Origin of the sequence: Nocardia sp. NPDC058499 (assembly GCF_042719915.1) — a bacterium.
Classification (GTDB): domain Bacteria; phylum Actinomycetota; class Actinomycetes; order Mycobacteriales; family Mycobacteriaceae; genus Nocardia.
The window spans coordinates 145,415-170,465 of record NZ_JBHXMZ010000004.1 but is presented as its reverse complement, the minus strand read 5'-3'; the positions used below and the strand labels follow the sequence as shown (position 1 = coordinate 170,465).

At 68.5% G+C, this 25,051-nt stretch carries 21 protein-coding genes and 1 pseudogene; 9 read left to right on the top strand and 13 right to left on the bottom strand.

The features are described 5' to 3' along the window. The first annotated feature begins 188 nt into the window (after positions 1 to 188). From fgd to ACFWPH_RS14365, 3 genes are all read left to right on the top strand, one after another. The gene (gene fgd / locus ACFWPH_RS14375; RefSeq protein ID WP_378751018.1) at positions 189 to 1,199 is read left to right on the top strand and encodes a glucose-6-phosphate dehydrogenase (coenzyme-F420); all 1,011 of its coding nucleotides are present in this window, start codon (positions 189 to 191) and stop codon (positions 1,197 to 1,199) included. Positions 1,200 to 1,788: 589 nt separating this feature from the next. Next, complete coding sequence (pta, locus tag ACFWPH_RS14370; protein ID WP_378751016.1) at positions 1,789 to 3,861, top strand: phosphate acetyltransferase; 2,073 nt, start codon at positions 1,789 to 1,791, stop codon at positions 3,859 to 3,861. Between the two features lie 26 nt (positions 3,862 to 3,887). Continuing rightward, positions 3,888 to 5,087: an acetate kinase gene (locus ACFWPH_RS14365; protein WP_378751014.1), complete on the top strand. Its 1,200-nt coding sequence runs from the start codon at positions 3,888 to 3,890 to the stop codon at positions 5,085 to 5,087. A 126-nt stretch (positions 5,088 to 5,213) separates the two neighbouring features. Here ACFWPH_RS14365 and ACFWPH_RS14360 read toward each other — a convergent pair whose 3' ends face one another. Then, positions 5,214 to 6,719, bottom strand: coding sequence for a PLP-dependent aminotransferase family protein (locus tag ACFWPH_RS14360; protein ID WP_378751012.1), 1,506 nt, complete (start codon positions 6,717 to 6,719; stop codon positions 5,214 to 5,216). Between the two features lie 60 nt (positions 6,720 to 6,779). On the opposite strand from ACFWPH_RS14360, the gene ACFWPH_RS14355 reads away from it, so the two are divergent. After that, positions 6,780 to 7,004 (top strand): hypothetical protein, encoded by a 225-nt coding sequence (locus tag ACFWPH_RS14355; RefSeq protein WP_378751010.1) that lies wholly within the window; start codon positions 6,780 to 6,782, stop codon positions 7,002 to 7,004. A gap of 196 nt (positions 7,005 to 7,200) precedes the next feature. Here the strand turns inward: ACFWPH_RS14355 and ACFWPH_RS14350 are convergent, their stop codons facing one another. From ACFWPH_RS14350 to ACFWPH_RS14325, 6 genes are all read right to left on the bottom strand, one after another. Continuing rightward, positions 7,201 to 7,488 carry a hypothetical protein gene (locus ACFWPH_RS14350; RefSeq protein WP_378751008.1) on the bottom strand — a complete coding sequence of 96 codons (288 nt, stop codon included), beginning with the start codon at positions 7,486 to 7,488 and terminating at the stop codon, positions 7,201 to 7,203. Between the two features lie 140 nt (positions 7,489 to 7,628). Further along, entirely contained in the window at positions 7,629 to 8,060 is a 432-nt protein-coding gene (locus ACFWPH_RS14345; protein WP_378751006.1) for a hypothetical protein, read from the bottom strand. Then, on the bottom strand, positions 8,047 to 8,454 hold the full coding sequence (locus ACFWPH_RS14340; RefSeq protein WP_378751004.1) for a Zn-ribbon domain-containing OB-fold protein: 408 nt from the start codon (positions 8,452 to 8,454) through the stop codon (positions 8,047 to 8,049). The genes ACFWPH_RS14345 and ACFWPH_RS14340 overlap by 14 nt, the downstream gene beginning before the upstream one ends. Before the next feature lie 287 nt (positions 8,455 to 8,741). After that, entirely contained in the window at positions 8,742 to 11,342 is a 2,601-nt protein-coding gene (locus ACFWPH_RS14335; protein ID WP_378751002.1) for a LuxR C-terminal-related transcriptional regulator, read from the bottom strand. A gap of 89 nt (positions 11,343 to 11,431) precedes the next feature. Then, a complete protein-coding gene (locus ACFWPH_RS14330; protein ID WP_378751000.1) occupies positions 11,432 to 11,728 on the bottom strand; it encodes an excalibur calcium-binding domain-containing protein in 297 nt (98 codons plus the stop codon). Positions 11,729 to 11,819: 91 nt separating this feature from the next. Further along, on the bottom strand, positions 11,820 to 14,567 hold the full coding sequence (locus ACFWPH_RS14325) for a hypothetical protein (protein WP_378750998.1): 2,748 nt from the start codon (positions 14,565 to 14,567) through the stop codon (positions 11,820 to 11,822). A gap of 87 nt (positions 14,568 to 14,654) precedes the next feature. Between ACFWPH_RS14325 and ACFWPH_RS14320 the strand changes: the two genes are divergently transcribed. Both ACFWPH_RS14320 and ACFWPH_RS14315 read left to right on the top strand, forming a co-directional pair. Further along, positions 14,655 to 15,098, top strand: coding sequence for a DUF3151 domain-containing protein (locus ACFWPH_RS14320; protein WP_280463978.1), 444 nt, complete (start codon positions 14,655 to 14,657; stop codon positions 15,096 to 15,098). A 35-nt stretch (positions 15,099 to 15,133) separates the two neighbouring features. After that, a complete protein-coding gene (locus tag ACFWPH_RS14315) occupies positions 15,134 to 16,261 on the top strand; it encodes an aromatic acid exporter family protein (protein ID WP_378751746.1) in 1,128 nt (375 codons plus the stop codon). A 270-nt stretch (positions 16,262 to 16,531) separates the two neighbouring features. Here the strand turns inward: ACFWPH_RS14315 and ACFWPH_RS14310 are convergent, their stop codons facing one another. Continuing rightward, positions 16,532 to 17,311, bottom strand: a complete 780-nt coding sequence (locus ACFWPH_RS14310; protein WP_378750996.1) for a site-2 protease family protein — start codon at positions 17,309 to 17,311, stop codon at positions 16,532 to 16,534. Further along, entirely contained in the window at positions 17,308 to 17,967 is a 660-nt protein-coding gene (locus tag ACFWPH_RS14305) for a hypothetical protein (protein ID WP_378750994.1), read from the bottom strand. Before ACFWPH_RS14305 ends, ACFWPH_RS14310 begins: the two co-directional genes overlap by 4 nt. 201 nt (positions 17,968 to 18,168) lie before the next feature. Here ACFWPH_RS14305 and ACFWPH_RS14300 point away from each other — a divergent pair, with 201 nt between their 5' ends. Beyond that, positions 18,169 to 19,458 (top strand): adenylosuccinate synthase, encoded by a 1,290-nt coding sequence (locus ACFWPH_RS14300; RefSeq protein WP_378750992.1) that lies wholly within the window; start codon positions 18,169 to 18,171, stop codon positions 19,456 to 19,458. Positions 19,459 to 19,478: 20 nt separating this feature from the next. On the opposite strand, the gene ACFWPH_RS14295 is transcribed toward ACFWPH_RS14300, so the two are convergent. From ACFWPH_RS14295 to fbaA, 3 genes are all read right to left on the bottom strand, one after another. Then, positions 19,479 to 19,586, bottom strand: a complete 108-nt coding sequence (locus ACFWPH_RS14295; RefSeq protein ID WP_378750990.1) for a DUF2599 domain-containing protein — start codon at positions 19,584 to 19,586, stop codon at positions 19,479 to 19,481. A 327-nt stretch (positions 19,587 to 19,913) separates the two neighbouring features. Further along, complete coding sequence (locus tag ACFWPH_RS14290) at positions 19,914 to 21,029, bottom strand: BTAD domain-containing putative transcriptional regulator (RefSeq protein WP_378750988.1); 1,116 nt, start codon at positions 21,027 to 21,029, stop codon at positions 19,914 to 19,916. 24 nt (positions 21,030 to 21,053) lie between these two features. Further along, positions 21,054 to 22,088 (bottom strand): class II fructose-bisphosphate aldolase, encoded by a 1,035-nt coding sequence (gene fbaA, locus ACFWPH_RS14285; protein WP_033246453.1) that lies wholly within the window; start codon positions 22,086 to 22,088, stop codon positions 21,054 to 21,056. 208 nt (positions 22,089 to 22,296) lie between these two features. On the opposite strand from fbaA, the gene ACFWPH_RS14280 reads away from it, so the two are divergent. Together ACFWPH_RS14280 and ACFWPH_RS14275 are read left to right on the top strand one after the other, a co-directional pair. Beyond that, positions 22,297 to 23,037 carry a DedA family protein gene (locus tag ACFWPH_RS14280; RefSeq protein WP_378751744.1) on the top strand — a complete coding sequence of 247 codons (741 nt, stop codon included), beginning with the start codon at positions 22,297 to 22,299 and terminating at the stop codon, positions 23,035 to 23,037. Positions 23,038 to 23,067: 30 nt separating this feature from the next. Then, positions 23,068 to 23,703: pseudogene (locus ACFWPH_RS14275) on the top strand (DedA family protein); the annotation flags it as partial. A gap of 96 nt (positions 23,704 to 23,799) precedes the next feature. Here ACFWPH_RS14275 and ACFWPH_RS14270 read toward each other — a convergent pair. Beyond that, positions 23,800 to 24,888: a glycoside hydrolase family 76 protein gene (locus tag ACFWPH_RS14270; RefSeq protein ID WP_378751742.1), complete on the bottom strand. Its 1,089-nt coding sequence runs from the start codon at positions 24,886 to 24,888 to the stop codon at positions 23,800 to 23,802. Between the last annotated feature and the right edge of the window lie 163 nt (positions 24,889 to 25,051).

The following is a 25,051-nucleotide window of genomic DNA, read 5'->3' as shown; positions in this document are numbered from 1 at the left end:
AGAATCGGTTCGTCGGTACTCACCCGTCAATTCTGCGCTTCGCGGCGCCGCCGATGGGTATGCCGCGCCCGGAACCCGCGATGTGGGCCCGGTGAGCCGGACCACCGGGCGCAGTCGTCCGCGGCGCTGGCTATGGTCGAATCCGGGCCGGAAACGGTGGCGAACACAACGCGACAGGAGTGGCGCATATGGGTGAGCTGAAGCTCGGATACAAGGCGTCGGCGGAACAATTCGGACCGCGGGAACTGGTGGAACTGGCGGTGCTGGCCGAGGAACACGGCCTCGACAGCGCGACGGTGAGCGACCATTTCCAGCCGTGGCGGCACAAGGGCGGGCACGCACCGTTCTCGCTGGCCTGGATGGCGGCCGCGGGTGAGCGCACCCAGCGGATCATGCTGGGCACCTCGGTGCTCACCCCGACCTTCCGGTACAACCCCGCGGTGATCGCGCAGGCCTTCGCGACGATGGGCTGCCTGTACCCCGGCCGGGTGATGCTGGGCGTGGGCACCGGCGAGGCACTGAACGAGATCGCCACCGGGTACGCCGGGGAATGGCCGGAGTTCAAAGAACGGTTCGCCCGGCTGCGCGAATCGGTGGATCTGATGCGGGCACTGTGGACGGGCGCGCGCACCGATTTCGACGGCACCTACTACCGGACGGTCGGCGCCTCGATCTACGACGTGCCCGAAGGCGGGATCCCGGTCTATATCGCGGCCGGTGGCCCGGTGGTGGCCCGGTACGCGGGCCGGGCCGGCGACGGATTCATCTGCACCTCCGGCAAGGGGATGGACCTCTACACCGAGAAGCTCATGCCGGCGGTGGCCGAAGGCGCGGCGAAGGTGGACCGGGAGGTCAGCACGATCGACCGGATGATCGAAATCAAGATCTCCTACGACACCGACCCCGATCTCGCGCTGGAGAACACTCGTTTCTGGGCGCCGCTGTCGCTGACCGCGGAACAGAAGCACAGCATCACCGACCCGATCGAAATGGAGGAGGCGGCCGACGCGCTGCCGATCGAGCAGATCGCCAAACGCTGGATCGTGGCCAGCGATCCGGACCAGGCGGTCGAGCTGATCAAGCCGTATCTGGACGCGGGGCTGAACCACCTGGTCTTCCACGCCCCCGGACACGACCAGCGGCGGTTCCTGGACCTGTTCCAGCGTGACCTGGCACCGCGCCTGCGCAAACTCGGCTGACCTGCGCCGCCCGGCGGTACTCCAGGTCCGGTGGTGAGCCGGGCCGGGAAGGCCCGCGCGTCGATGCGCTGTGTCCGGCGCGTCGGCGCGCACAGGATTCCGCCCCCGTTGAGTCCCTGCTCGTCGCAGGGACAGGTCGGCTCCTTCCCGGCCTTGCAGCGTTCGGTGGGCCGCCGGGCACATGGGGTCCGCAACCTCGCCGGGCCGCGCTGAAACCGGTCGGGCCGGGCGCGCTCGGTGCGTGGCGAGCTGCGCTGCCATCCGCCCCCAGGGCGCGGAACTCGACGGGTGGCTGTCCAGGCCCTCGGTACTCGCCGGACGCACCCCTCCGCTGAGCCGTCGCGCCGCTCCGTGTGCTGTGGCGCGCCGCTGCACCCGCGCGGGACACGCAGCTGGTGACCGCGGAGCGGAGAACGGGTGCCGCGTCAGCCCGGCGGGGACACGCAGGGTGGGCGAGCGGGTACCGGCGGCGGTTGCGCCTGGTCCGGGCGGTCGATGTCCGGCGACTCGGGACCAGATGGGGGGCACGTCAGGTCACCCGGAGGGGCTCGTTCCGCGCACACCAGGGGTGCGCCCATAGACTCGGCCCATGGCCGAGGTTGCTGCGTCCAGTGTGTACATCGCATCGCCGGAGGGTGATACCGGGAAATCGACCGTGGCGCTCGGGGTGCTGCAGATGTTGTGCGCGACCACCGCGCGGGTGGGGGTGTTCCGGCCCATCACCCGTTCGGCGACCGAACCGGACTACATCCTCGAACTGCTGCTCGAGCACAGCACCGTCGATATCGACTATCAGCAGGCGGTGGGGGTGAGCTACGAGCAGGTCCACGCCGACCCGGACGCCGCGATCTCCGAAATCGTCATGCGCTACCACGAGGTGGCGGCGGCCTGTGATGCCGTGGTGATCGTCGGCAGCGACTACACGGATGTGGCCAGCCCCAGTGAGCTGCGGTTCAATGCGCGAATCGCAGTGAACCTGGGGGCGCCGGTGCTGCTGGTGGTACGGGGGGCGCAGCGGTCGCCGGACGAGGTCGAACAGTTGGCCGAGCTGTGCGCGGCGGAACTGGCGAGCGAGCACGCCCAGCTGCTGGCGATCATCGCGAACCGGTGCGCGCCGGACGATCTCGAACCGGTGCGGGAGCGGCTCGCCGGATTCGGTGTCCCGCGCTGGAGCCTGCCGGAGGTGCCGTTGCTGATCGCGCCCACCATGGCCGAGCTGCGGGATGCGCTGGGCGGCGAGATGTACAGCGGCGACCCCGAACTCCTGCATCGTGAGGCGCTGGGTGTGATGGTCGGCGGAATGACCGCCGAACATATTCTGGAGCGGCTTTTCGACGGCGCGGTGGTGATCGCACCGGGCGACCGGTCCGATGTGCTGCTGAGTGTGGTGAACGCGCACGAGGCGGAGAGTTTCCCATCGCTGGCCGGGATCGTCATGAACGGCGGCCTGCTCCCCCATCCCGCGATCGCCCGGCTGATCACCGGGCTCAAACCCCGATTACCCATCCTGACCACCGCTTCGGGCACCTACGACACCGCCGGGGTCGCGCACCGCACCCGCGGCCGGATGTCCGCCGACAATCCGCGCAAGGTGGATACCGCGCTCGCGCTGATGGAAACCCATGTGGATGCCGCACAGTTCCTGCGCCGGCTCGAGGTGCCGTTGACCAGCGTGGTTACTCCGCAGATGTTCGAGTACCAGCTGATCGAACGCGCCCGCGCGGATCGCAAAACCATTGTGCTGCCCGAGGGCGACGACGATCGGGTGCTGCGCGCGGCCGGGCGGGTACTGCAACGCAAGGTCGCCGATCTGATCATTCTGGGTGACGAGACGGCCGTCCGGGCCCGGGCCGCGGAACTCGGGGTGGATATCACCGGCGCGCAGGTGCTGGACCCGCAGGCTTCCGAACACCTCGAGGATTTCGCCCGCGAGTACACCGAACTGCGCAAGCACAAGGGCATGACCTTCGAGCGGGGCCGCGAAACAGTCAGCGATATCTCCTATTTCGGCACGATGATGGTGCATCGCGGGCTCGCCGACGGCATGGTGTCCGGTGCCGCGCACACCACCGCGCACACCATCCGGCCCTCCTTCGAGATCATCAAAACCGTTCCGGGGGTTTCGACGGTTTCGAGTGTTTTCCTGATGTGCCTGGCCGACCGGGTGCTCGCCTACGGCGACTGCGCCGTCGTCCCCGACCCGTCCTCGGAGCAGCTGGCCGATATCGCCATCTCCTCGGCAGCCACCGCGTCCCGTTTCGGTATCGATGCGCGAGTGGCGATGCTGTCCTATTCCACCGGTGAATCCGGTAGCGGCGCGGATGTGGACAAGGTGCGGGTCGCCACCACACTGGTCCGGGAACGGGCGCCGGAACTGCTGGTGGAGGGCCCCATCCAATACGACGCCGCAATCGAGCCGACGGTTGCCGACGCCAAACTCCCCGGCTCCGAAGTGGCCGGGCGGGCCACGGTTTTCATCTTCCCCGACCTGAACACCGGCAACAACACCTACAAGGCGGTGCAGCGCAGCGCGGGTGCGGTCGCGATCGGGCCGGTGCTGCAGGGCTTACGCAAACCGGTGAACGACCTGTCCCGGGGCGCGCTGGTCACCGATATCGTGAACACGGTGGCCATCACCGCCATCCAGGCGCAGCAGCAGTGACGCGGTCCGGCGAACAGGAGACGGCGGTGGAACCGATTCGCGTACTCGTGGTCAACTCGGGTTCGTCCTCGATCAAATACCAGCTGATGGAACCGGATTCCGGCACGATCATCGCGTCCGGCCTCGTCGAGCGGATCGGTGAGGAAGGCGGCGCGATCGAGCACACCGCCGGTGGTCGGACGCTCACCGAGCAGCAGGAGATCCCCGACCACACCGCCGGGTTACGCCTGGCCTTCGCCAAATTCGCCGAAGCCGGCGACGATCTCACCACCGCCGGAATCACCGCGGTAGGCCATCGCGTCGTGCACGGCGGCGACATCTTCTACCGGCCCACCCTGATCGACGATGCGGTCCTGAACACGGTGCGCGAGCTGAGCACGCTCGCGCCGCTGCACAATCCGGCCAATATCCGCGGGATCATGGCCGTACGCGAACTACTGCCCGATACACCGCAGGTCGCGGTATTCGATACCGCGTTCTTCCACGGTCTGCCGGCCGCAGCAAAAACCTATGCGATCGACAGTCAGGTCGCCGAAACGCATGGGATCCGCCGCTACGGCTTCCACGGCACCTCCCATGAATACGTTTCCGGTCGCGCCGCCGAATTCCTCGGCCGCCCGCCGGCAACGCTGAACCAGATCGTCTTCCACCTGGGTAACGGCGCTTCGGTATCGGCCCTGCGCAGCGGACGCCCCGTGGACACCAGTATGGGGCTGACCCCGCTGGAGGGCCTGGTCATGGGCACCCGGCCCGGCGACCTGGACCCCGGGATAATCCTGCACCTGATGCGGACGGCACATCTGGATGTCGACGGTATCGACAGATTGCTCAACCGCGGGTCGGGGCTGCGGGGGATGGCCGGGGTCAACGACTTCCGGGAATTGCGCCGCCGGATCGACACCGGCGATACCAGCGCTCGCGCGGCCTACGACGTCTACGTGCACCGACTGCGCCACTATCTCGGCGCCTACCTGATCGAGCTGGGCGGGGTCGACGCGGTCACGTTCACCGCGGGCGTGGGCGAGAACAACCCGGACGTGCGCGCGGACGCTCTGGCGGGGCTGCACCGGTTCGGGATCGTGGTGGATCCCGAGCTCAACACCGCGAAATCCCGCGAGCCCCGCCGGATCTCCCCGCCGGAATGTCCAGTGCAGGTTCTGGTGATCCCGACGAACGAGGAACTGGCCATCGCCAGGGCCGCGGTCGCGGTGACCGAGAACTCGTGAATCGCGCGGCCCGGAGAACAACCGTGCTCGGGTCGGATGGCCCCCGAGGCTCCGCAGATCCTGCTCACGGCGCTATCGAGGCGCTGTCCGGTCCCGAAGGCCGGGCTTGTGTGCGACGTTTCCCGGTCAATAGCAGGTGAGCGGCTGTAATTGGTCTCCGGCTCGCGGCCCCAAACCGTCGTAGGCGGCCGAAATAGCCGTTACGGCGCGGCGGAGTTCGTGTTCGGGGTTCGTATAGGGCAGGCGTAGAAAGCGTTCGAACGCGCCCTGCACACCGAACCGCGGCCCCGCCGCCAGCAGCACGCCGTGATTCGGGGCAGTGGCGGCCAGCGCGGTCGAGACCGGGGCGGGCAGTTGCGCCCACACCGACATTCCGCCCACACCGGGCAGCACATACCAGTCCGGCAGTTCCTCGGCCATCGCCGTCAGCAATGCCTCCCGCTGATCGCGCAGCAGTTTGCGGCGCCGCGCGAGAATGGGTTCGGCATGTTCGAGCAGATGGACCGCCGCGAGTTGATCCATCACCGGCGTGCCGAGGTCGACAGTCGCGCGGGTGGTGAGCAACCGGGTGATCAGCGATTCCGTGGTCCGGATCCAGCCGACCCGCAGCCCGCCCCAGAACGATTTGGACGCCGACCCGATGGTGATCACCTCGGGCCCCTTCGCGAACGCGGCGACCGGCGCGACCGGGGCCCTGTCGCCGAGCGACAGGTTCGCCATGGATTCGTCGATGATCAGCATCATCCGGGTCTCCCGGGCGATGGCCGCCAGTTCGGCGCGGGCCGGCTCGTCCATCAGGAACCCGGTCGGGTTGTTGTGATCGGGCACCAGATAGGCCAGGCTCGCCGCCGTCTGCCGGGCGGCGCTGCGCACACCATCCAGATCCCAGGCCGAATCCGGATCCTCGAGCCGTAACGGCACCGGCACCGGACGGGCACCGACGTCCCGGATCGCCTCGATCGCATTCGGGTAGGTGGGGTGGTCGATGAGCACCCGGGCCGAGGGCGGCGCGAGCACGTTCAGCAGCAGCCGCAGGCCGTGCTGGGCGCCGAGGGTCACCAGGATCTGGTCGGCCGCGGTCGGCAATCCGCGTTCGGTGTAGCGGCGGGCGATCGCTTCGCGCAGCGGCAGGATACCGACCGGGTCCATGCCGTGTGTGCTCAGATACGACGGAATTCCCTGTAACGCAACAGAATAGGCGTCTTCCATCTCCGGCGGCGCGGTCATCGCGGCATACGTCAGGTCGACCGCGGGCTGGGCGCCGGTCGCCATGGTGGCCAGAATCCCGCGCCCGGCCCGGCCGCCGTCGTGCGCGATTGCCGGCGGCAGCGCGACGGTGGATCGTGAGCCCTGCCGGGTGATGAGGTAACCGTGTTCGCGCAGCAGCGAATAGGTGGAGGTCACGGTGGTGCGGCTGACCCCGAGGGTGGCGGCGAGATCGCGTTCACTGGGCAGGGCGATTCCCAGCGGGGCCCGGCCGTCGTGGACGAGCAGCCGGATCCCCTCCGCCAGAGCGAGGTAGGCAGGCCGGGCGGGCCGCCGGGCACCCCCGTCGGCGGATGCCGGGTCCGGGCCGCGCCACTGCCCCAGATCGCGGACCAGCCCCGCGGCGCCGAGCACTCTCGTCGACATAGGTCCAGTATCGACCGATTGGCTCTTTATCGGCAAGTCCACTCGGGTGATAGTGGGAATATGACACTCTTTGTGGCGCTCGTGGGAGTGGGAACCTTCGTCTATTTGGCTTATCAGTACCTGGTCACCGAATCGCGACTACCGGAACTCCTGGAGCGGTACCGGCCGCTCGGTTCGGTCACCGAAGAATCGCTGACGCGGTACGACGCCGAGCGCGGATACCGGGACCTGAATGCCGCACGCTCGCACCGGGAAGCGCCGACCCTGCACTCCCGGACGACCTGAACCCACCCCCAGGAAACCTGAGACAGGGACCCTGATCCGGTAACCCCGGCCGAGCCCGGACCCCGGAACCGTCGCCGGACAAGCCCGCCCGCCGGGCCCATGAGGCGGTCAGAGGCCGACGGCGACACGATCCGGCATTGTCGATATCCCGACAGGAACCCCTACCAGTCCAGTTTTCCAACTGGACTGGTTTCGGCTATTTCAACGGATGCTGCCGGTAGAACTCGCACGCCTCACCCGACAGCAAACCGTCCTCACAGGCGAAATAGGTCTGGATACAGGAATTGGTATCGCACCCCAGCCGCACCAGCTCGTCCCGGATACGCACACTGCGCTCCTGCGGGGTCTCGGCCGGCATCTGCGCCACCACCGGAGCCGCGGCCGTGGCATGGCCGCCGGTGTCCTGCGCACACCCGTAGAGCAGCGCCGTCGCGGCGCACAACGATACGGTCGCGGCGAATCGGACGGCGGATTTCCTGCCCATACGCACCTCCACATCCCCCGGGGTGTTCGACGAGCGGTCAGCGTAACCGATCCGACAAGGACCTGGAAACGCCTGTCGAACCGGAGACGCCCACTACCGCCCCCAGCCCGAGGCCGCCTCACCGCACCGGGTGATCCGGTTCAGCTCCTCGACCGGACCGGTGCCGTGGGACGCCGGTGGACCGATGGAGTCGAGGCAACCGGCCCGTGAATCGCCACTGGGCCCGTCCGGGTGCCCGGCGCCGGCGCGCCCGGACCGGCCCGCCAAGCCCAGGCCAGCGATTCCCGCAGATGTCTTTTCAACTGGCGGGTGCGCGGATCGTCGGAGTCGCGCGGGCGCAGCGCCGCCCCCACCAGTTCGAGGAACCGCTGCCGGGTCACACCGAACTCGAGGAACAGTTCCTCGGCCCCCGCGCCGCCGAACGGTGCCCAACGGACGGCGAATCCCACCAGGGGCAACACCTTGGCATCCAATGCTCTGCCCATCTCCAGCGCGCGGCACTGCTGCAACGCCACACGTACCCAGGAGGTACCAGGGGAAATTCCCAGGTCCGGCCGCTCAATCGACGGCATGGGCGGGCTCCGATCCCTCGCTCCTCCGGTGCGCCCGCCCGCGGCGAACCGCCGGGCCGACGGTTTCCGGCATCACCGCGAACACCGGGAATCTGTCCTCTCGGTGCCGGGGCTGGAATCGCACCCGCACCGGGGTGACCGGCGCCAGGGGGATCTGTCCTTCGATCGAGGTGTAGACCCACGGTCCTTCGTCGAGTTCGACGATGCCGATGATCAACGGTGCCGCGGTGCCGGTCAGGCCGCGCTCCGCCACCCGCCAGGACAGGATGGAGCCGGCACCGGTCGACGGTACCCATTCCAGTTCGCTCGACGCGCACGACGCGCAGTCGACGGTGAGCGGCGCGAACAGACGGTCGCAGCGCACGCAACGCCGGATCATCAATACGCCCGGCACACGCTCTACGGTGGCGGGACCGGTACTGCCGGGACTCTCGGAACGGAACGGATACATGGCTGCCTTCGCGGCGATATCGACGGGGTGGGACCAGCCTGATCCGCGCGGCGCGGGCACGCGTCGGCCGAACGACCCGCGGCATACCTATTTCTGCTCCGTACCGCCCCGGACGCAACCTGGGGCAACGCCTCGGCCGACCACCGGTGATGGCCGAAACCGGACCCGACCGATGCGGCGCGCCTCGGCCCCGCCACCTCCCTCACCCGTTGGGCAGCGGCGACACGGCCTCACTGGGCCGAGTTGCCGCGCAGTAGTGCGGCGAGCGACTCCCGATCGGTGACGTCGAGCTTGGTGCAAGCCCGATACAGGTGCCCTTCCACCGTCCGGACCGAAACGGTGAGCCGGTCGGCGATCTGCCGGTTGCTCAGGCCCGCCGCCACCAGATTCGCGATCTCCCGCTCCCGGGCGGTGAGCGGGAGCGGCTGGGCGGCGTCGCGTAGCGCCGGGGTCGACGCACCATCGCATGCGGCGGCCAGCCGGTTGGCGTGGGCTGCCGATTCCAGCAGTCGTCGCCGATCGCCTGCCCGGTCGTGGGCGGTGGCGGCCTGCGCTGCGGCATCGGCGGCCGAAAGCCGGGCACCCAGGCTTTCGAAATCGGCTGCTGCCGCGTCCAGCTCGGCGCCGTCGCGCCGGGACAGTGCCACCGCGTGCCGCGCCTGCGCCCGGACCAGTGGCCCGTCCACCCGGTTCGCCAGATCGGCCAGCCGTGGCGCCACCGAACCCGCACCGAACCGGGCGGCGGTGTGCAGTGCCAGTGCCTCCACGGCGCGCTGGCCGGCGCGGGCGGCGGCGTCCGCGGCGCGGAGGGCGCGCTCGACGGCGGTGCTGACCGTGCCCTCGGCCGCCGCCAGGCAGGCGCGGGCGATCTCGAGTTGCGGTTCGTATACGGCGCTGTGCCGGCCGCCGCGAGCATCGGCTTCGGCGATCGATTCGGCGGCCTCGACCGGGCGGCCGAGCGCCGCGTAGGCCTCGGCGAGCCGGATCCGGGCGGGGAACATCCAGGCGGCGGCGCCCTCCGCGGTGAGCGCGGCCAGTGCCTGCTCCAGATTGTCGATACCGGCGCCGAACCGGCCGTGCGCCACATCGACGGTGCCCTGCAGGATCTTCGACATACCCCACGCCAGGTATTGGCCGGGCGCGGAATACCCGAAGTATTCGGTGGCCCGGTGACCCGCGGCTGCCAAGTCGCCGGTGAGGACGAGCGCCAGCACCTCGGCATGGGTCGACATGAACCGATTCAGGCCGTCGATATGCGGTTCCACTGCGCGACCCCGCTCCGCGTAGTCCCTTGCATCGGCCGCGCGCCCGAGCAACGCCGCCGCGAGCCCACCACCGAAGGCCGCCCACCACACCGCCCACGGCGGCGCGTCCGCGGCCCGCATCACCTGTTCGGATTCGCGCAGCGCATCGCCGAGCCGGTTCTCGCTCACCGCGCAAGCGGCGGCCAGACCGGTCGTGATCAGGGCGATCTTCGGATGCGGGATACGCGAGCGCACCAGCGTCAGCACCTCGTCGGCCTTATCGGCATCGCCCATGGCCCACAGCAGGTTCGACACCCGGGTACTGCCCCAGCGGGCCAGCTGGACCTCGTCGAGATCGTCGGCGTCGAAACTGGCCAGCGTCCGCTCGGCCTCGATGCGGTGCCCCTGCCACAGCAGCGCCCGGGCCAGCAGATCCGCGGATTCCACCCCGCCGCGGCGTTCCACCGCCGCCCGCGCGAACCGTTCACCCAGCGGTAGATTCGCCAAGCCGATCGCGTCCTCGGCGGCGGATTCGAACAGTTCCAGATCGGCGGATTTATCGCTGTCCAAGGCGAGTTCGGCGAGCCGGATGCGATCGGCGGCGGAATTGATCCGGCGCTGTTTGAGCGCGGAGTACAGCTTGCCACGTAACCGTCGCGAGGTCGCGATACCCAGCCGGCGCCGGATCACCTCACCGAACAGCGGATGGTTGTACCGCACCACCAGATCGCGGCCGTCCTCCACCACCCGGATCACGCCGCCGTTCTCCGCCGCTTCCACCGCCTCCTCACCGGCGAGTTCGGCCATCACCTCGAGATCGGCCGGTTCGCAGAAGGTGAGCAATTCCAGTACCCGCAGCACGGATTCGGGCAGCTGCTCGACCCGGTCCTCCAACAGCGCGGCCAATTCGGAGGTGACCGCGGCCCGCCCCCGCAACTGCCACACCCCGTTCACCTGCCGCAGCGAACCCGCCTCCAGCGCGCCCTCCACCAGATGCCGCAGGAACAGGGCGTTACCGCCCGAGGACTCCCACATCAGGTTGGCGGTGAAACCCTCGAGTTGCCCGCCCAGCATCGATTCCACCAGGGCCACGCTCTGCTGCTGCGTGAACGGGGGCAGGTGGATCCGCAGCAGATGGCCGTCTTTCCACAGCGTGGTCACCGCGTCCGGCACCGGAACACCGTCGCGCACGGTGGCGACGATTCGCGCGGCCTTGTCGATCGCCAACTGCAGCAGCAGGGTCGCGGAGAGCTGATCGAGCAGATGCGCGTCGTCGACCCCGATGATCGTGTGTCCGTCGGCGAGCAACGCTTCCCGGGCCGCGGCCATGAAGGTCACCGGATCGTGCGCGGTGTACACACCGACCATATGCGCGAATACGCCGAGCGGAATACTGCGCGCCGATTCGGTTCCCGCGACCCAGCGGATATTTCCGCCACCCGCTGTGGCCGCTCGTCGTGCGAGGGTGGTCTTACCGACACCGGGTTCCCCGATGAGTACAGCGCCCACGTGATCGGAGCCGGTGAGCGTCGCGCGAATCGCTTCGAACTCGTTCGCCCGTTCGATCATCGGCCAGTTCCGAGCCATATACCTACTGTATAGGCCGCATTACCGAGAAATCGCGACGAACTGTGCACTGCGACACCGCCGCTACGGGACCGGAACTGGAAAGCCGGTCAGTTCTCGCCTACTTCGCAGGCCAGACCGTCACCGTCTTCATCGAGCCGAAACGAGTATCCCGGCTGCCCGGCGAACAGCGGAGTATGGGATTCGCTGCGGGCGTGAACGCAATTCATGTAATAGGGGTACTCGTCGTCCTCCGCCTCGTCGTCCGCTCGATCCGCGGGCAGCGGATGCGAATCGTCGACCCGATTCGATGAGGTCTGGGTATCGGCGGCGGCCGGTGCCACGGACAGGACGGTCAGCGCGCAGCCGGCGACGACAAGGCGCGCGAGGGTTCTGGGTGTCTTCATCACGGGAGTCCTTGATGCTGGGGTACTCCCATCCTCACGCGCGGCCGGGAAAAGTGAAAGACACTTGTCCCCGGCCGCGCGTGCACGGTCTCTACTGAGCGCCCGCGGGCGGGTCGCACACCTTCCAACCGGAATCGGTTTCCTGCAGGTCGAAGGTGCGGGTGGTTTCCTCCGCATCGGCCTCGGTCTGCACCGTGACCTGTGCCAGGGCCGTGCGATCGGTGATCTTGACCGCGTCGACACCGGTGACCTCGGGAATACTGCCCTCGCTCACCGCCTGCCGATGGACACCGGCGAACTGCTCCTCCGACAAACCCTGGTAGTAGTCGTGCAACGCACCGCAGGTGGCATCACGCAGCGCCGGCAGATCACCGCTTTCCAGCGCACCGGTGTAATCGCCGATGGCCGCGCTGATCCGGGCCTGCGGAGAATCGTCGCCCGACCCGGCGCCCACCAGAATCGCGATCAACGCGACCACGAGCGCCACCGCGACCCCTCCGGCGATCAGCCATTTCTTGTTGCTCTCGCCCGGTGTCGCCACGGGGGCCGGCGCCGGTTCCACCCGCTGCGGCTGGGCCCGCTGCGGCGGCGCCTGCGCGACCCGCTGTTCGGCCGCGGTGGGTTTCAGGTCGGCGGGTGAGGGCGCGGTTCCCGGCCGCGGCGGCGCGGGTTGCGGGCGGCCGCCCTGCCGCTGCCCCGGCGGCGGACCACCCGGACGCTGCGGCGCGGGCTGATCGGGCCGGCCCGGCGCCTGCGGCCCGGGTCGTTTCGGACCCGGCTGCGACCGCGGTGTAGCGGGCGGTTTCGACAGCGCCGGCGCTCCCGGCCCGACGCGATCGGTCCGGGCGGGCCCCTGCGGGCCACCCGGCGGCTGTCCCGGCCGGCCGGCCTTGCGCACCTGGTTCATATCGATGCGCGCGGTCGCGTCGGGGTCCGGCTTCTGCGCCGGCATCGCGACGGTGCGTGCCTCGTCCGGCCGCTGCTGCCGCGGGATCACCACCGTCCGCGCCTCGCCGTTGTCCGGCCCCGGCCCGGACTCACCGGACGAACTCGCTGGATCCTCCGCATCCGAGTCACCTGCGCCGGCCCGGTCGTCCTCGCCGCCTTCCGCTGCGGCACCGGTTTCCGAACCGCCGGCAACTACACCGCCGGATGCCGCCTGCCGGTCACCCGGTTGTCCGGAAGCACTGCCCGTATCACCGGGCTCCCCATCGGTACCCGCCGCCGATTCGCCGGAACCAGTCGCAGGAGCCGCCGCTGCGTCCTCCTTGCCACCCGCTTCCGGGCCACGGCCCGCATCGCCGGACTGTGCACCGGCACCCATCTCCGCCCGCCCCGCGCTGCCCCCGTCGACCGGCCGCGCCGCCTCGCCCTTTCCGGCGATCGGCACCCCCGCGCCTTGCTTGCCGTCGGCCTGTTCCGGCGACCTCCCGGCACCGCTGAACTCGGTCTCGTCAGCGCCATCCGATTTGCCGGAACTGTCCCCCTCGGCCGATCGGGTCGCATCCTCCCCGCTACCGGCCTGCCCCTCAGGATCGCCGTCTCGACCGGACGCTCCCCCGGCAACTGCTGCCGATTCGCCGGTACCGGCGGACGTCCCCGCTGCGCTCGCCGCCACGGCGGCGGTGCCAGCCGCGGCTGCGGCACCGCCGGAGGCAGCCACCTTCTTCAAGGCTTCGGTCGGTGCTGCCGACTCGGGCTCGGCCGCACCGGCATCGTCCTGTTCCTTCTCAACAGCCGATTCCGGATCGACCCGGCCTTCGGCACCTGAAGCACCCGCGGCCTGGTCGGCGCCCTTGCCTGTAGATGTGGGCTCATTTGCCGGAGTCTGCCGCGGCTCCGCGGCATCCGAGTCCGAGTCGAAGGCCGTCGCATCATCCGGAGTACCGGGCGGCCGGCCCGAGTCCGCGCGACCGTCGGCGTCCTTCGCAGCGGGTTCCGGCGGTCCGCCTGCCGCTCGTCCTGCGCCCGCTTGCGCGGTACCGCCGGCCGATTCGCCGGAAGCCGCCGGCGCGGCGCCGTTCGCAGATTTCGCGGGGCCGGACGCTGTCGGTGTCTTGCCGGCAGGCGTGCCCGCTGCCGCTGCAGTGGCACTGTCGCTTCCGGCGGAAGCGTCTGTACCGGCCGGCCCCTCGGGAGCGTCGGTACCGGACGAGGCACCCGGCCCCATCGAATCGGTGTCTGCTGCGGTTCCATCGTCTTCGGCCGGTCCATCAGCGTTGTCCGGCCGATCAGCTGCCTGCTCGGGGGGCTTCGTGCCGAGGGGGGCGGCCCCGCCCTCGGACCGCTCATCGTGCTCGGCCGGCGAATCCGACGCGCCCTCCGGGCGGTCACTCTCCGCCGGCCCGCTGCCCGAATCCTTCTTCCCGCCCGCCGGCCCGGCACCGCTCTCCTCGGCCGAACTCGCACCTACCGCGGAAACATGTGCCCGCTCGGTCTTTTCATCCGATCCGTCGGCGCCCCGTTCCGACCCCGGTGCATCGCCCGCAGACTCACTGCCGACTCCGGCAGCGGAACCCGCTTGCTCCGCGGACGAGGTCCGGATCGCCTCTGTCTCGACGTCACCTTCCGCTGCCTCGCCTGCGGCTCCGGCGTCATCCGAGCCGGCTGCCGACGCCCGTGGGAGGGCCTCGGTGGGGGCGTTGCTCTCCCCGGGGGCGGGTTCGTCACCCGAACCGGCCTCGCTGTCTCGACCGAGCGCCCGGCGGATCCGGGAGGTCACCGCGTCGGCTGCCTGCGACAGCTGCGTTCCGGTGTCCGTCGTATCCGGCGTCGCGGTAGGCGAGCCGGGGCCGGATTCGGAACGCTTCGGTTTCTCGTCGTCGGTCGGGTGCGGCACCTGTACCCCTCGTTGCTGGCAGACAGAAAATGTGACGTAGAAGGCCAGCCTATCGAGCATTCCCGGTAGCCGTGCACAATGAACCGCATGACCTCGTTCGGTGATCTGCTCGGACCGCAACCTGTACTCCTTCCTGAACTGCACGATGCGGAAGACGCGCTCGACGCGGGCACCGATCCGGTGCAGGTGGCCGCGGAGAATCCGGCCGCTTCGATCGCCTGGGCGGCGCTCGCCGAGGCCGCCCTGGAGCGCGCCGCGGACGCCGCGGAACCGATCAATCACGATGTTGTCGCCGCCTACGCGTTCGCCCGTACCGGCTACCACCGTGGGTTGGATCTGCTGCGTCGCAACGGCTGGAAGGGTTTCGGCCCGGTGCCGTGGGAGCACGAACCCAATCGCGGTTTCCTGCGCAGTGTGGGGGCCCTGGCGAAGGCGGCGCGGGCCGTCGGCGAAACCGACGAGTACGCCCGCTGCCTGGATCTGCTCGAGGATTGTGATCCGCGGGCGGCCGGGGAACTCGGTCTGGACTGAACGTTTTCGCGCCCGTGAGCGACCCGACCTCTCGAATGTCCCGAGCCCGGGACCGGGGCACCGAGCGCCTGCGACGTTCCTGGACCCGGTTGCGTCTGTCGGCGCTGCCGATTCTGCAGTGCTCGGTGGCCGCGGCTCTGGCCTGGTTCCTGGCCAAGGATGTGGTCGGGCATCCGCTGCCGTTCTTCGCGCCCATGGCCGCGATCGTCTCGATCGGTACCGCCTTCGGGGCGCGGTTGCGCCGTTCGCTCGAGCTCGTGGTGGGGGTGGCGCTCGGGATCGGGGTCGGCGATCTGTTCATTTCCCAGGTCGGTACCGGGGTGTGGCAGATCGCGCTGGTGGTGGCTGCGGCCATGTCGCTGGCGATCTTCCTGGACGGTGGGCCGATCATCGGTATCCAGGCGTCCGGTTCGGCCGTGCTGGTGGCGACGTTGATGCCGCCGGAGTCCGGGGCGGGTCTGTCCCGGATGGTCGATGCCCTGATCGGTGGTCTGGTGGGCGTCGTCGTTGTTGCCGCGTTACCGCTTCATCCGGTGCGCCGGGCGCGGGAGCAGGCGGCGGCGATTCTCGGGGTGGTGGGCAAATCGCTCACCGACTGCGGGCAGGGGCTGCTGGAACAGGATCCGGGCAAAATCCGCGATGCGCTCACCGCGGTCCGCGCCACCCAGCAGCAATTGGATTCGCTGCGCAAAGACCTGGAGGGCGGGCGGGAGGTGATCCGTATCTCGCCGCTCTACTGGAATTCCCGGGGCAGGCTGGAGCGATTACGGGCGGCGGCCGATCCGCTCGACAACGCGGTCCGCAACACCCGAGTACTGCTGCGGCGTTCGCTGACCTTGGTGCGGGACGACGAAATCCTCAATCCGGGGCTGATCGACGAGGTGGAGCGGCTGGCAGAGGGGGTCGACGTGGTGCGGCGGATGGTGCTGGCCGATCGCGGCGAACAGCCCGACCGGGCCGAAGCGGCGCGCGTCCTGCGGTCGGTGGCCAAACAGGCTCGGCCGGAACTGGTTGCGGGTGCCGGATTGTCGTCGCATGTGGTTTTCGCGCAGATCCGGTCGACCCTGGTGGATCTGATGCAGGTCTGCGGGGTGCAGCGGATTTCGGCGATGGCGCTGCTACCGCCGACCGTGCCCAACCCGTATGTCATGCCACAAAATTGAGTGCGGTGCGGCGCCGCTACGCGGATCGGTCGCGCGGGGGCAGCGGTTTTCCGCGTAGTGGACTACCCGTTACGACGCGCGGGGTCGTGAACTAATGTGAAACATGGCCGAATCGGTTATGCCGGTACGGTCGGGACCCCACCCGCACGCCGCGTTGCCGACGGACGGCGCTGCCGCGCGCCGCACGTTTCGGATACCCGGACCGGCTTCGGGCGGGGTATCCGGGCCCGTCCGGCCGGAGCCGCGCCGGGCGGGCCCAGCTCCTCCGGGTTACGCCCAGAACCGGGTCAGATATCCGCCGTACCGCGACCACTGTTCCGAGACCCCGGAAAAGTCGTACAGGGCGTAGACCGCGTCGAAGAACACCTGGTTGATCGCGGGGGTGAACAGCAGGGCGAACAGGATGAGCATGCCGAACGGTTTGAACTGATCCAGACCGCGCCGGGTCTGATAGCTCAGCGAGGGCTCCACGATCCCGTATCCGTCGAGACCGGGTATCGGTAACAGATTCAACAGGGTCGCCGTCACCTGGAGAAAGGCCAGAAAGCTCAGTCCGAACCAGAACGCCGAATTGTCCTGCGCGCTGCCGAACAGCCGCACGATCAGCAGCAGCACCACCGCACACAGCGCATTCACCGCCGGACCCGCGGCGCTGATCAACCGCTGAGTTCGCGGCGGCACCTGATGGGCGTGGATGTACACGGCGCCGCCGGGCAGTCCGATCCCGCCGAGCGCGATGAACACCATCGGCAGCACGATCGACAGCAGCGGATGACTGTATTTGAGCGGGTTCAGCGTCAGATACCCGCGCAGCTCGACCTCACGGTCCCCGGCGCGCCAGGCTAGATAGGCGTGGGCGAATTCGTGCAGGCACAAGCTCACCACCCAACCAAAAACGACCAGGACGAAAACCCCGGCCTTCGCCCACACCGAATCCAATTCCGCGTTCCAGGCGAGCGCACCGCCGGCCACCGCCAGCAGCACCACGAGCAGGAAGACCGGGCTGGGCCGGATCGCACCCCGGCGCAGCGCCGTGACGCCCCCACTCATCGGACCAATAACCACGGCTCGTGGTGACGGTAGAAACTCGACCGCGGCACCGTCCGGTCGCTTTGCACACCGTCGCGATTGATCACGGCGGCGGGCGTACCGAGCTGAGCGGCGCGCCCCGCGGTCCAACGGCGGCGCCGGAAACGCCGGGGCACACCGGCCCGCACTCCGGGCAGCTCGAGGGTGGGGGACACGAACATCGCCCGGACCTCGCCGGAGAACAGCCGCGTTTCGTCCACATAGGCCTCACCGGTCAGCGGCATTCCGTTCACACCGGTGATCTTGGCCCGGCCCACCAGCACCGTGCCGGTGTCGTCACGGATCAGCGGCACCTCTTGGGCCGTCCCCTCCAGCGCGCGGCGCGCCGCGGCGCTCCCCGTTCCGAGTTGATAGGCCCGCGCCGCGTAGGTGTGATCCGGCGGCACATAGCCCACCTCCACATGCAGACGCTCGGTCCGCATCAGATGGGTCAGGACCGCCGCCAGTGCGGCATCGTCACCGAGCACGATCAGCCGCGGCAAACTATCCGCCGCCAGCACCGGCAACAGCTCGTCGATCAGCGCGGTATCGGGAACAGCCGCAGTTTGGCTGGTGGGCTGGGCGGCGAGCGCAATGGGCACCGGAGCATCGGCACAGCGGAGAACATGGGTACTCAAACGCCCAACACCCTCCTCGGACCGGTCACCCACGAGTGTAGAGGGTGCGCCGCGCCGACTCGCACAACGGGCCTGGTACAACGGCCGTTCCCGGCGTCCTCCGGTGCCTCGAGTAGACTGTGCTCCCGGCTTCCTCCCCGTTACGGCAGGTAGCTGCAGCACGAGGTGCGTGTTGCGCGTCGACCCGTAGGAGACACGACCATGCCGGCAATCGTCCTCATCGGCGCCCAGTGGGGCGACGAGGGCAAGGGCAAAGCCACCGATCTACTCGGCGGCCGCGTGCAGTGGGTAGTGCGGTACCAGGGCGGCAACAACGCCGGCCATACCGTAGTGCTGCCCAACGGGGACAACTTCGCACTGCACCTCATCCCCTCCGGAATCCTCACCCCCGGCGTCCGCAACGTCATCGGCAACGGTGTCGTGGTCGACCCCGGTGTGCTGCTGGACGAACTCGCGGGGTTGGCGGAGCGCGATGTCGACACCTCCGGCCTGCTGCTCTCCGCCGATGCGCACCTGATCATGCCGTACCACGTGGCCATCGATAAGGTCACCGAGCGGTTCCTCGGCAACAACAAGATCGGCACCACCGGCCGCGGCATCGGCCCCTGCTACCAGGACAAAGTCGCGCGGGTCGGGGTCCGCGTGGCCGACGTGCTCGACGAAAAGATCCTCACCCAGAAGGTGGAGGCGGCACTCGAGTTCAAAAACCAGGTGCTGGTGAAGATCTACAACCGCCGCGCGCTCGAACCGCAGCAGGTGGTGGACGAGGTGCTGGCCCAGGCGGAGAAATTCGCGCACCGGATCAGCGATACCCGGCTGGAACTCAACCTGGCGCTCGAACGCGGCGAGACGGTGCTGCTGGAGGGCTCGCAGGGCACGCTCCTCGACGTCGACCACGGCACCTACCCCTACGTCACCTCCTCCAACCCGACCGCCGGCGGTGCCGCGGTGGGCGCGGGAATCGGACCCAACCAGATCGGCACGGTGCTGGGCATCCTCAAGTGCTACACCACCCGGGTGGGCTCCGGCCCGTTCCCGACCGAACTGTTCGACGAATCGGGCGCCTACCTGGCGAAAACCGGCGGCGAGGTGGGCGTGACCACCGGCCGGGCCCGGCGCTGCGGCTGGTTCGACGCGGTGATCGCCCGCTACGCCACCCGGGTCAACGGCATCACCGACTACTTCCTCACCAAGCTCGACGTGCTGTCCAGCCTGGAAACGGTCCCGATCTGTGTGGCCTATGAAGTGGACGGGGAACGGGTCGAGCAGATGCCGACCACCCAGACCGGTTTCCACCACGCCAAACCGATCTACGAGGAAATGCCGGGCTGGTGGGAGGACATCTCCCAGGCGCGCACCTTCGAGGAACTGCCCGCCAACGCGCAGGCCTATGTGCACCGGCTCGAGGAACTCTCCGGGGCGCGGATCTCCTGCATCGGTGTGGGGCCGGGTCGCGAGCAGACGATCGTCCGCCACGACATTCTGGGTTAGGGGCCGGCGCTCGGACTTACTCAGCGTTCGGGCCCGCCGGGGTTGCAGGCGGCGCCGACGGTCTCGTCGTAGCCGACCGGCCGCCGCCAGGGTTCCGGATTCCAGGTGGGCTTATCGGGCGCGACCATCCGTGGAGGGGCGGGCTGTGATTTTGGAGCCGCTCCGCGGCTCGAGGGTGGGGCCCTTCCGGGGCCGGGATGAACGTGCCGGCCAGGCGGAGCCAGAGCACGCGGTGGACACCGCGGATCCCGGGGGCAACGGTCGACCGTTACTTGCGGGCGAACGGGGCCGGGGCTCGCGGTGAACCATCCGAAGAGGTGGGATACGCGGCGAGTGCAGTGGTTCGTAGGTGTACGGGTGAGGCGCTCGTGACTGTTGGTTGTGGCGAGAAGGCGTACCGGACGCGCCTCACCCGGTGGGTCGAGCGGTACTCGGGCGGGGGAGGACCGGGGTGTTCAGCGTGCGGCTTGGAAGGCGAGGACAGTTGTTCCGATGCGGATCGCATCGCCGTCGGCGAGTAGCGCGGTATCTATCGGCTCGTCGTTGACATAGACCCCGTTCGCCGAATCCAGGTCTTCGATCAGCAGTCCGGCCCGGCCCAGTTTGATCTGGGCGTGGTAGCGGCTGGCCTTGGGATCGTCGAGGATCAGATCGTTATCGGTCATCCGGCCGATCTTGAAACCGCCGTGTGCGACCAGCACCAGCCGTCCGTCGGGCAACCGCAGCTGCCCGCTGCGTACCGAGCGCGGCACCTCGGTGACCGTATCGGTCATCGCCGCGGCCATCCGCTCGGCGGTTTTGAACTCCACAGTGTTCAGCGGCTCCTGCCGCAGCACCCGGCGCTCCAGTTCGACCAAGGCCGGCCCGGGGTCGATCCCGAGTTCCTCGGCCAGAACCGAACGCACCCGCCGGCAGGCCTCGAGCGCGTCGGCATGTCGTTCGGAGAGGTAGAGCGCGGTGATGAGCTGCCCCCACAGCGGTTCGCGCAGCGGATGCTCATTGGTCAGCGCGACCAGTTCACCGATCACCGCGGTGGCGCGGCCGCAGGCGATCTCCGCGTCGAAACGCGCCGACACCGCCAGCAGCCGTTCCTCTTCCATCGCGGTGGCGAAACTGTCCGCGAACGCCAGACCGGCCAGGTCCGAGAGAGCGCGGCCGTTCCACTCTCGCAGTGCGGTGGTGAACAACCGCGACGCCGACGCGTGATCGCCGGCGCCCGCGGCGCGGTTACCCGCATCCCTGGCCGCCTCGAACCGGCCGAGATCGCAGGCGTCGTCGGCGATCTCGAGCCGGTACCCGGCAGATTCCGTACGCAATACCGCGGCCGGATCCACCCCTGAATTCCGCAATGCCTTGCGGATATTGGAGACGAACACCTGCAGGCTCGCGGCGTAGGCGTCGGGCGGGGCCTCGTTCCAGACCATATCGGCCAGGGTCGCCGAGGCCACGGCACGACGCCGGTTCACCGCGAGCGCGGCCAGCAGCGCTCGCGGTTTGGGCCCGCCGACGGCGACCGGCTCACCGCCGACCGATAATCGGACGGGCCCCAGCACGCAGAGATCAAGCGTCATCTCGCAGTGAGCGCGACGGCGCGATCAGGCACTGATCGAACGTCCCGCGGAGTGCAGATCCTCGCAGGCCTGCACCACTCGGGCCGCCATCGAGAGCTCGGCCTTCTTCAGGTAGCTGCGCGGATCGTAGGTCTTCTTGTTGCCGACCTCGCCGTCGATCTTCAGCACACCGTCGTAGTTGCTGAACATATGCGCGGCGATGGGCCGGGTGAAGGCGTACTGGGTATCGGTGTCGACATTCATCTTCACCACGCCGTAGCGCAGCGAATCGTCGATCTCCGATTTCAGCGAGCCGGATCCGCCGTGGAAGACGAAATCGAAGGGCTGCGCGTCGGCACCCAGGCCCAGTTTGGCGGCGGCGACCTTCTGGCCCTCGGCCAGCACCTCGGGCTTGAGCACCACGTTGCCCGGCTTGTAGACGCCGTGCACGTTGCCGAAGGTGGCGGCGAGCAGGTATTTGCCCTTGTCGCCGGCACCGAGCGCATCGATGGTCTTCTCGAAATCGGCGGGTGAGGTGTAGAGCTTCTCGTTGATCTCGGCCTCGACACCGTCCTCTTCACCGCCGACGACGCCGATCTCGACCTCGAGGATGATCCGGGCGGCGGTCGCGGCGGCCAGCAGTTCCTGGGCGATCGTCAGATTCTCGTCGATCGGCACCGCCGAACCGTCCCACATATGCGACTGGAACAGCGGATTCTTACCCGCGTTCACCCGCTCCTGGGAGATGGCCAGCAGCGGGCGGACGAAACCGTCCAGCTTGTCCTTGGGGCAGTGATCGGTGTGCAGTGCGATGGTGACGCCGTACTTCTCGGCGACCACATGCGCGAACTCGGCCAACGCGACGGCACCGGTGACCATATCCTTCACACCCTGGCCGGAACCGAATTCCGCGCCACCGGTGGAGAATTGGATGATCCCGTCACTGCCCGCCTCGGCGAAACCCTTGATCGCCGCGTTGATCGTCTCCGACGATGTGCAGTTGATGGCCGGGAAGGCAAACGAGTTCGCCTTGGCCTGACCGAGCATTTCGGCGTAGACCTCCGGAGTCGCGATCGGCACTGTGAAGACCTCCGTGTAGTGCGGCAGACGGGATTGTCTGTTTCTGCACATACCCTAAGCCAGACGGATTCCATCCGGTATAAGGGGATTGTTTGCGCCGCTGCACCCTGCGGGCCCGGCGCCAACCGGTACTGTGGGCCGGGTGATTGCGCTGGCAGCTACCGACGCGGTGACGAGCAATCTGGCTCTGACCGAACTGCTCGACCCGATGCACCTGTTGACCGAAACCTGGCTGAAGAACGCGGTGCTACCGGCGATCCTGGTAATCGTCTTCATCGAAACGGGGCTGCTGTTCCCGCTGCTGCCCGGCGATTCGCTGCTGTTCACCGGTGGCCTGCTGGCGGCGCAGGAGAACCCTCCGGTGTCGATCTGGGTCCTGCTTCCCGCGGTCACGGTCATCGCCTTCGCCGGCGATCAATGTGGTTACTGGATCGGCCGCGCGATCGGCCCGGCGCTGTTCAACAAAGAGGACACCCGCTTCTTCAAGAAGAGCTATGTGACCGAAACGCACGAATTCTTCGAGAAACACGGCCCCAAAACGATCATCCTCGCCCGATTCGTCCCGATCGTGCGGACCTTCATGCCGGTACTCGCCGGGGTGTCGAAGATGAGCTACCGGCGCTATGTCGCCTTCGATATCGTCGGGGCCGTCGCATGGGGCGGCGGAGTGACCGTACTCGGTTATTTCCTCGGCAATGTGGCCTTCATCCGCGACCACGTCGAGGGCATCTTCCTGCTCATCGTGTTCGTCTCGATCCTGCCGGGTATCAGCGCGGTGGCCAAGAAGCTGCGCCACCGCAAGGCCGAGGTCGCGCCGGTCGACCACGCCCTGGTCTCCACCGCCGAACTGCCGGCCGTGGACCCGGCGAGCCCGGTCACCAGCACCATGCCCCTGCCGGTTGTGCCGAACCACGTGACGGCCGGCACGAACGAGATCCCCGTCCGGTAAGTGGTGTCCGCCTCGGCCGAGCCCTACGCGATGGGCAATTTCGAACCTTTGATCTCCGCCGGTCCGGCGCTGGTCTGGACGGTGGTCCTGACCTTCGTCTTCCTGGAATGCGCATTCATCCTCGGGCTGTTCCTGCCCGGCGATTCGATGCTGCTGACGGCCGGGATAGTGATGGCCTCGCATTCGAGCGGGGAAACGCAGGTGTGGCTGTTGTCGGTGGGCGCGATGCTCGCCGCGATCGCCGGTAACCAGGTCGGCTATGCCGTCGGGCGCAAAACCGGGCATAAACTCGTCGCCCGGAAGAACGGGCGCTATATCAATACCCAGAACCTGACCAGAGTGGCGGAGCTGCTGCAAAGGCACGGTTTCTTCGCGGTGCTCATCGCCCGATGGATACCGTGGGTGCGCACACTGTGCCCGATGGTGGCGGGGGCCGCCGAAATGGACCATCGCCGCTACACGGTCGCCAGCACCATCGGCGCGATCATCTGGGCACCGGTGCTGCTGTTGATGGGCTACTACGCCGGTAATTTCATCCTGCAGATCTCTTGGCTGATGCCCATGGTGGTCGGTTCGCTGGTGGTGTTCCTGGTGGTGGGCACCGTCATCGGTATCCGGCAGTACCGCCACGAAATGGCGCAGCCCGCCGAGGATTTCGAACTGGATTCCGCCACCGCCGACACCACACCGCTACCGGCGCTGGGCGGCGGGGAACATGAACCGAGGCCGCGCTCGTACGGCACCGGTGCCCAGCGGTGGGAGCTACAGCCCCGCCGCGGTGACCATATGAGCAGCCTCCATGAGCATCCAACCCGAGAGCTGTACCGATAGGTCGCGTTCCGGGACCCGCGAGGAGGTCACCGCGCCGTTCGAGTTGACGCCGCCGGCGCCCGCGGTACCACCCGGCAACTGAGCCGAGCGGGTCCAGTCGTGCCCGAACAGCGGTTCGCCCTCCACATCGAGCCGGTTGGCCCAGGCCGCCGCCGCGGACTGCTCGACGATCCGGGCGGCAATGCGCCGATCGGCGAGTTGTTCGTGTTCGGAACCGGGCAGCATGAGCGCGACCAGGGCGAGATAGCGGACGAGGATGCCGTTGAACAATCCCCCGTCACCGCCGGAACCACCCCGGATCACCCCGTCGGCGGTGAGGTTGACCTCGACGGCGTCGAGGAGCCGGTGCACCCGGTCGAGATGGACCGGATCACCGGTGTGTACCGCGAGCTCGGTCTCCAACCCGAGCACGACGCCCTGACAGTAGGTGTAGATCGTTTTCTCGAGCGTGCCGGACGGGAGATGGATACCGTCGAAGATCAGGCCGGTCTCCGGATCGCGCAGCGTGGTATCGATCCAGTCGGCCATCTCGGCGGCCCGCTCGTAGCGGCCCAGCCGAGACAGCGCGATACCGGCCGGGCCGTTGGCCGGGGCATTGTAGAAATCGTCCCCGGCCCGCCACGGGATACCCCCGCCCACCGCCGGGTCCCAGGCACCGAACAATTTCTGTTCCAGTGGCCCCAGGCCACTGCGCGCTTCGTCGTTGTCCTGTACCCGGGCCGCCCGTTCCAGGGCGATGGCGAGCCAGGCCATATCGTCGTAGTAGCGATTGGTCCAGCCGGTGATATTGCGCATTCGATGCGAGCGGACCAGTGCACCGATCCGTTTACGCCGTTCGATGGTCGGCGCCCGGTTGGCCGCGTCGACCGCGCAGTCGATGAGATGGGCCTGCCACCAGTAATGCCAGGTCAGGAAGAAACGTTCCCGCCGGGTGGAGGGCCAGCCCACCACACCGAGGGCGGTACCGGGGAGAAACCACACCGGTTCGATATGCCGCGACACGATGGCCGCCTCGGCCATATCGGCCCGGTCGGACCAGAGTGATGCGGGGTTGCCCTGCGGCCTGCGCTGTTGCCCGGACGCGCGCCGGGGAACGTCGAGATCGTCGCTGGGCGAGGTCATGCACCCATATTGCCAGGAAAAACGGAATTCTCGCCGCTCAATTGTTACCGAGTCGAGGCGG

Excerpts from the sequence above, each read along its gene's own strand:
- fgd (WP_378751018.1), top strand. The coding sequence starts at position 189 with ATGGGTGAGCTGAAGCTCGGATACAAGGCGTCGGCGGAACAATTCGGA.
- pta (WP_378751016.1), top strand. The coding sequence starts at position 1,789 with ATGGCCGAGGTTGCTGCGTCCAGTGTGTACATCGCATCGCCGGAGGGT.
- ACFWPH_RS14360 (WP_378751012.1), bottom strand. The coding sequence starts at position 6,719 with ATGTCGACGAGAGTGCTCGGCGCCGCGGGGCTGGTCCGCGATCTGGGG.
- ACFWPH_RS14355 (WP_378751010.1), top strand. The coding sequence starts at position 6,780 with ATGACACTCTTTGTGGCGCTCGTGGGAGTGGGAACCTTCGTCTATTTG.
- ACFWPH_RS14350 (WP_378751008.1), bottom strand. The coding sequence starts at position 7,488 with ATGGGCAGGAAATCCGCCGTCCGATTCGCCGCGACCGTATCGTTGTGC.
- ACFWPH_RS14345 (WP_378751006.1), bottom strand. The coding sequence starts at position 8,060 with ATGCCGTCGATTGAGCGGCCGGACCTGGGAATTTCCCCTGGTACCTCC.
- ACFWPH_RS14335 (WP_378751002.1), bottom strand. The coding sequence starts at position 11,342 with ATGGCTCGGAACTGGCCGATGATCGAACGGGCGAACGAGTTCGAAGCG.
- ACFWPH_RS14330 (WP_378751000.1), bottom strand. The coding sequence starts at position 11,728 with ATGAAGACACCCAGAACCCTCGCGCGCCTTGTCGTCGCCGGCTGCGCG.
- ACFWPH_RS14320 (WP_280463978.1), top strand. The coding sequence starts at position 14,655 with ATGACCTCGTTCGGTGATCTGCTCGGACCGCAACCTGTACTCCTTCCT.
- ACFWPH_RS14315 (WP_378751746.1), top strand. The coding sequence starts at position 15,134 with ATGTCCCGAGCCCGGGACCGGGGCACCGAGCGCCTGCGACGTTCCTGG.
- ACFWPH_RS14310 (WP_378750996.1), bottom strand. The coding sequence starts at position 17,311 with ATGAGTGGGGGCGTCACGGCGCTGCGCCGGGGTGCGATCCGGCCCAGC.
- ACFWPH_RS14300 (WP_378750992.1), top strand. The coding sequence starts at position 18,169 with ATGCCGGCAATCGTCCTCATCGGCGCCCAGTGGGGCGACGAGGGCAAG.
- ACFWPH_RS14295 (WP_378750990.1), bottom strand. The coding sequence starts at position 19,586 with ATGGTCGCGCCCGATAAGCCCACCTGGAATCCGGAACCCTGGCGGCGG.
- ACFWPH_RS14290 (WP_378750988.1), bottom strand. The coding sequence starts at position 21,029 with ATGACGCTTGATCTCTGCGTGCTGGGGCCCGTCCGATTATCGGTCGGC.
- ACFWPH_RS14280 (WP_378751744.1), top strand. The coding sequence starts at position 22,297 with ATGCACCTGTTGACCGAAACCTGGCTGAAGAACGCGGTGCTACCGGCG.
- ACFWPH_RS14270 (WP_378751742.1), bottom strand. The coding sequence starts at position 24,888 with ATGGCCGAGGCGGCCATCGTGTCGCGGCATATCGAACCGGTGTGGTTT.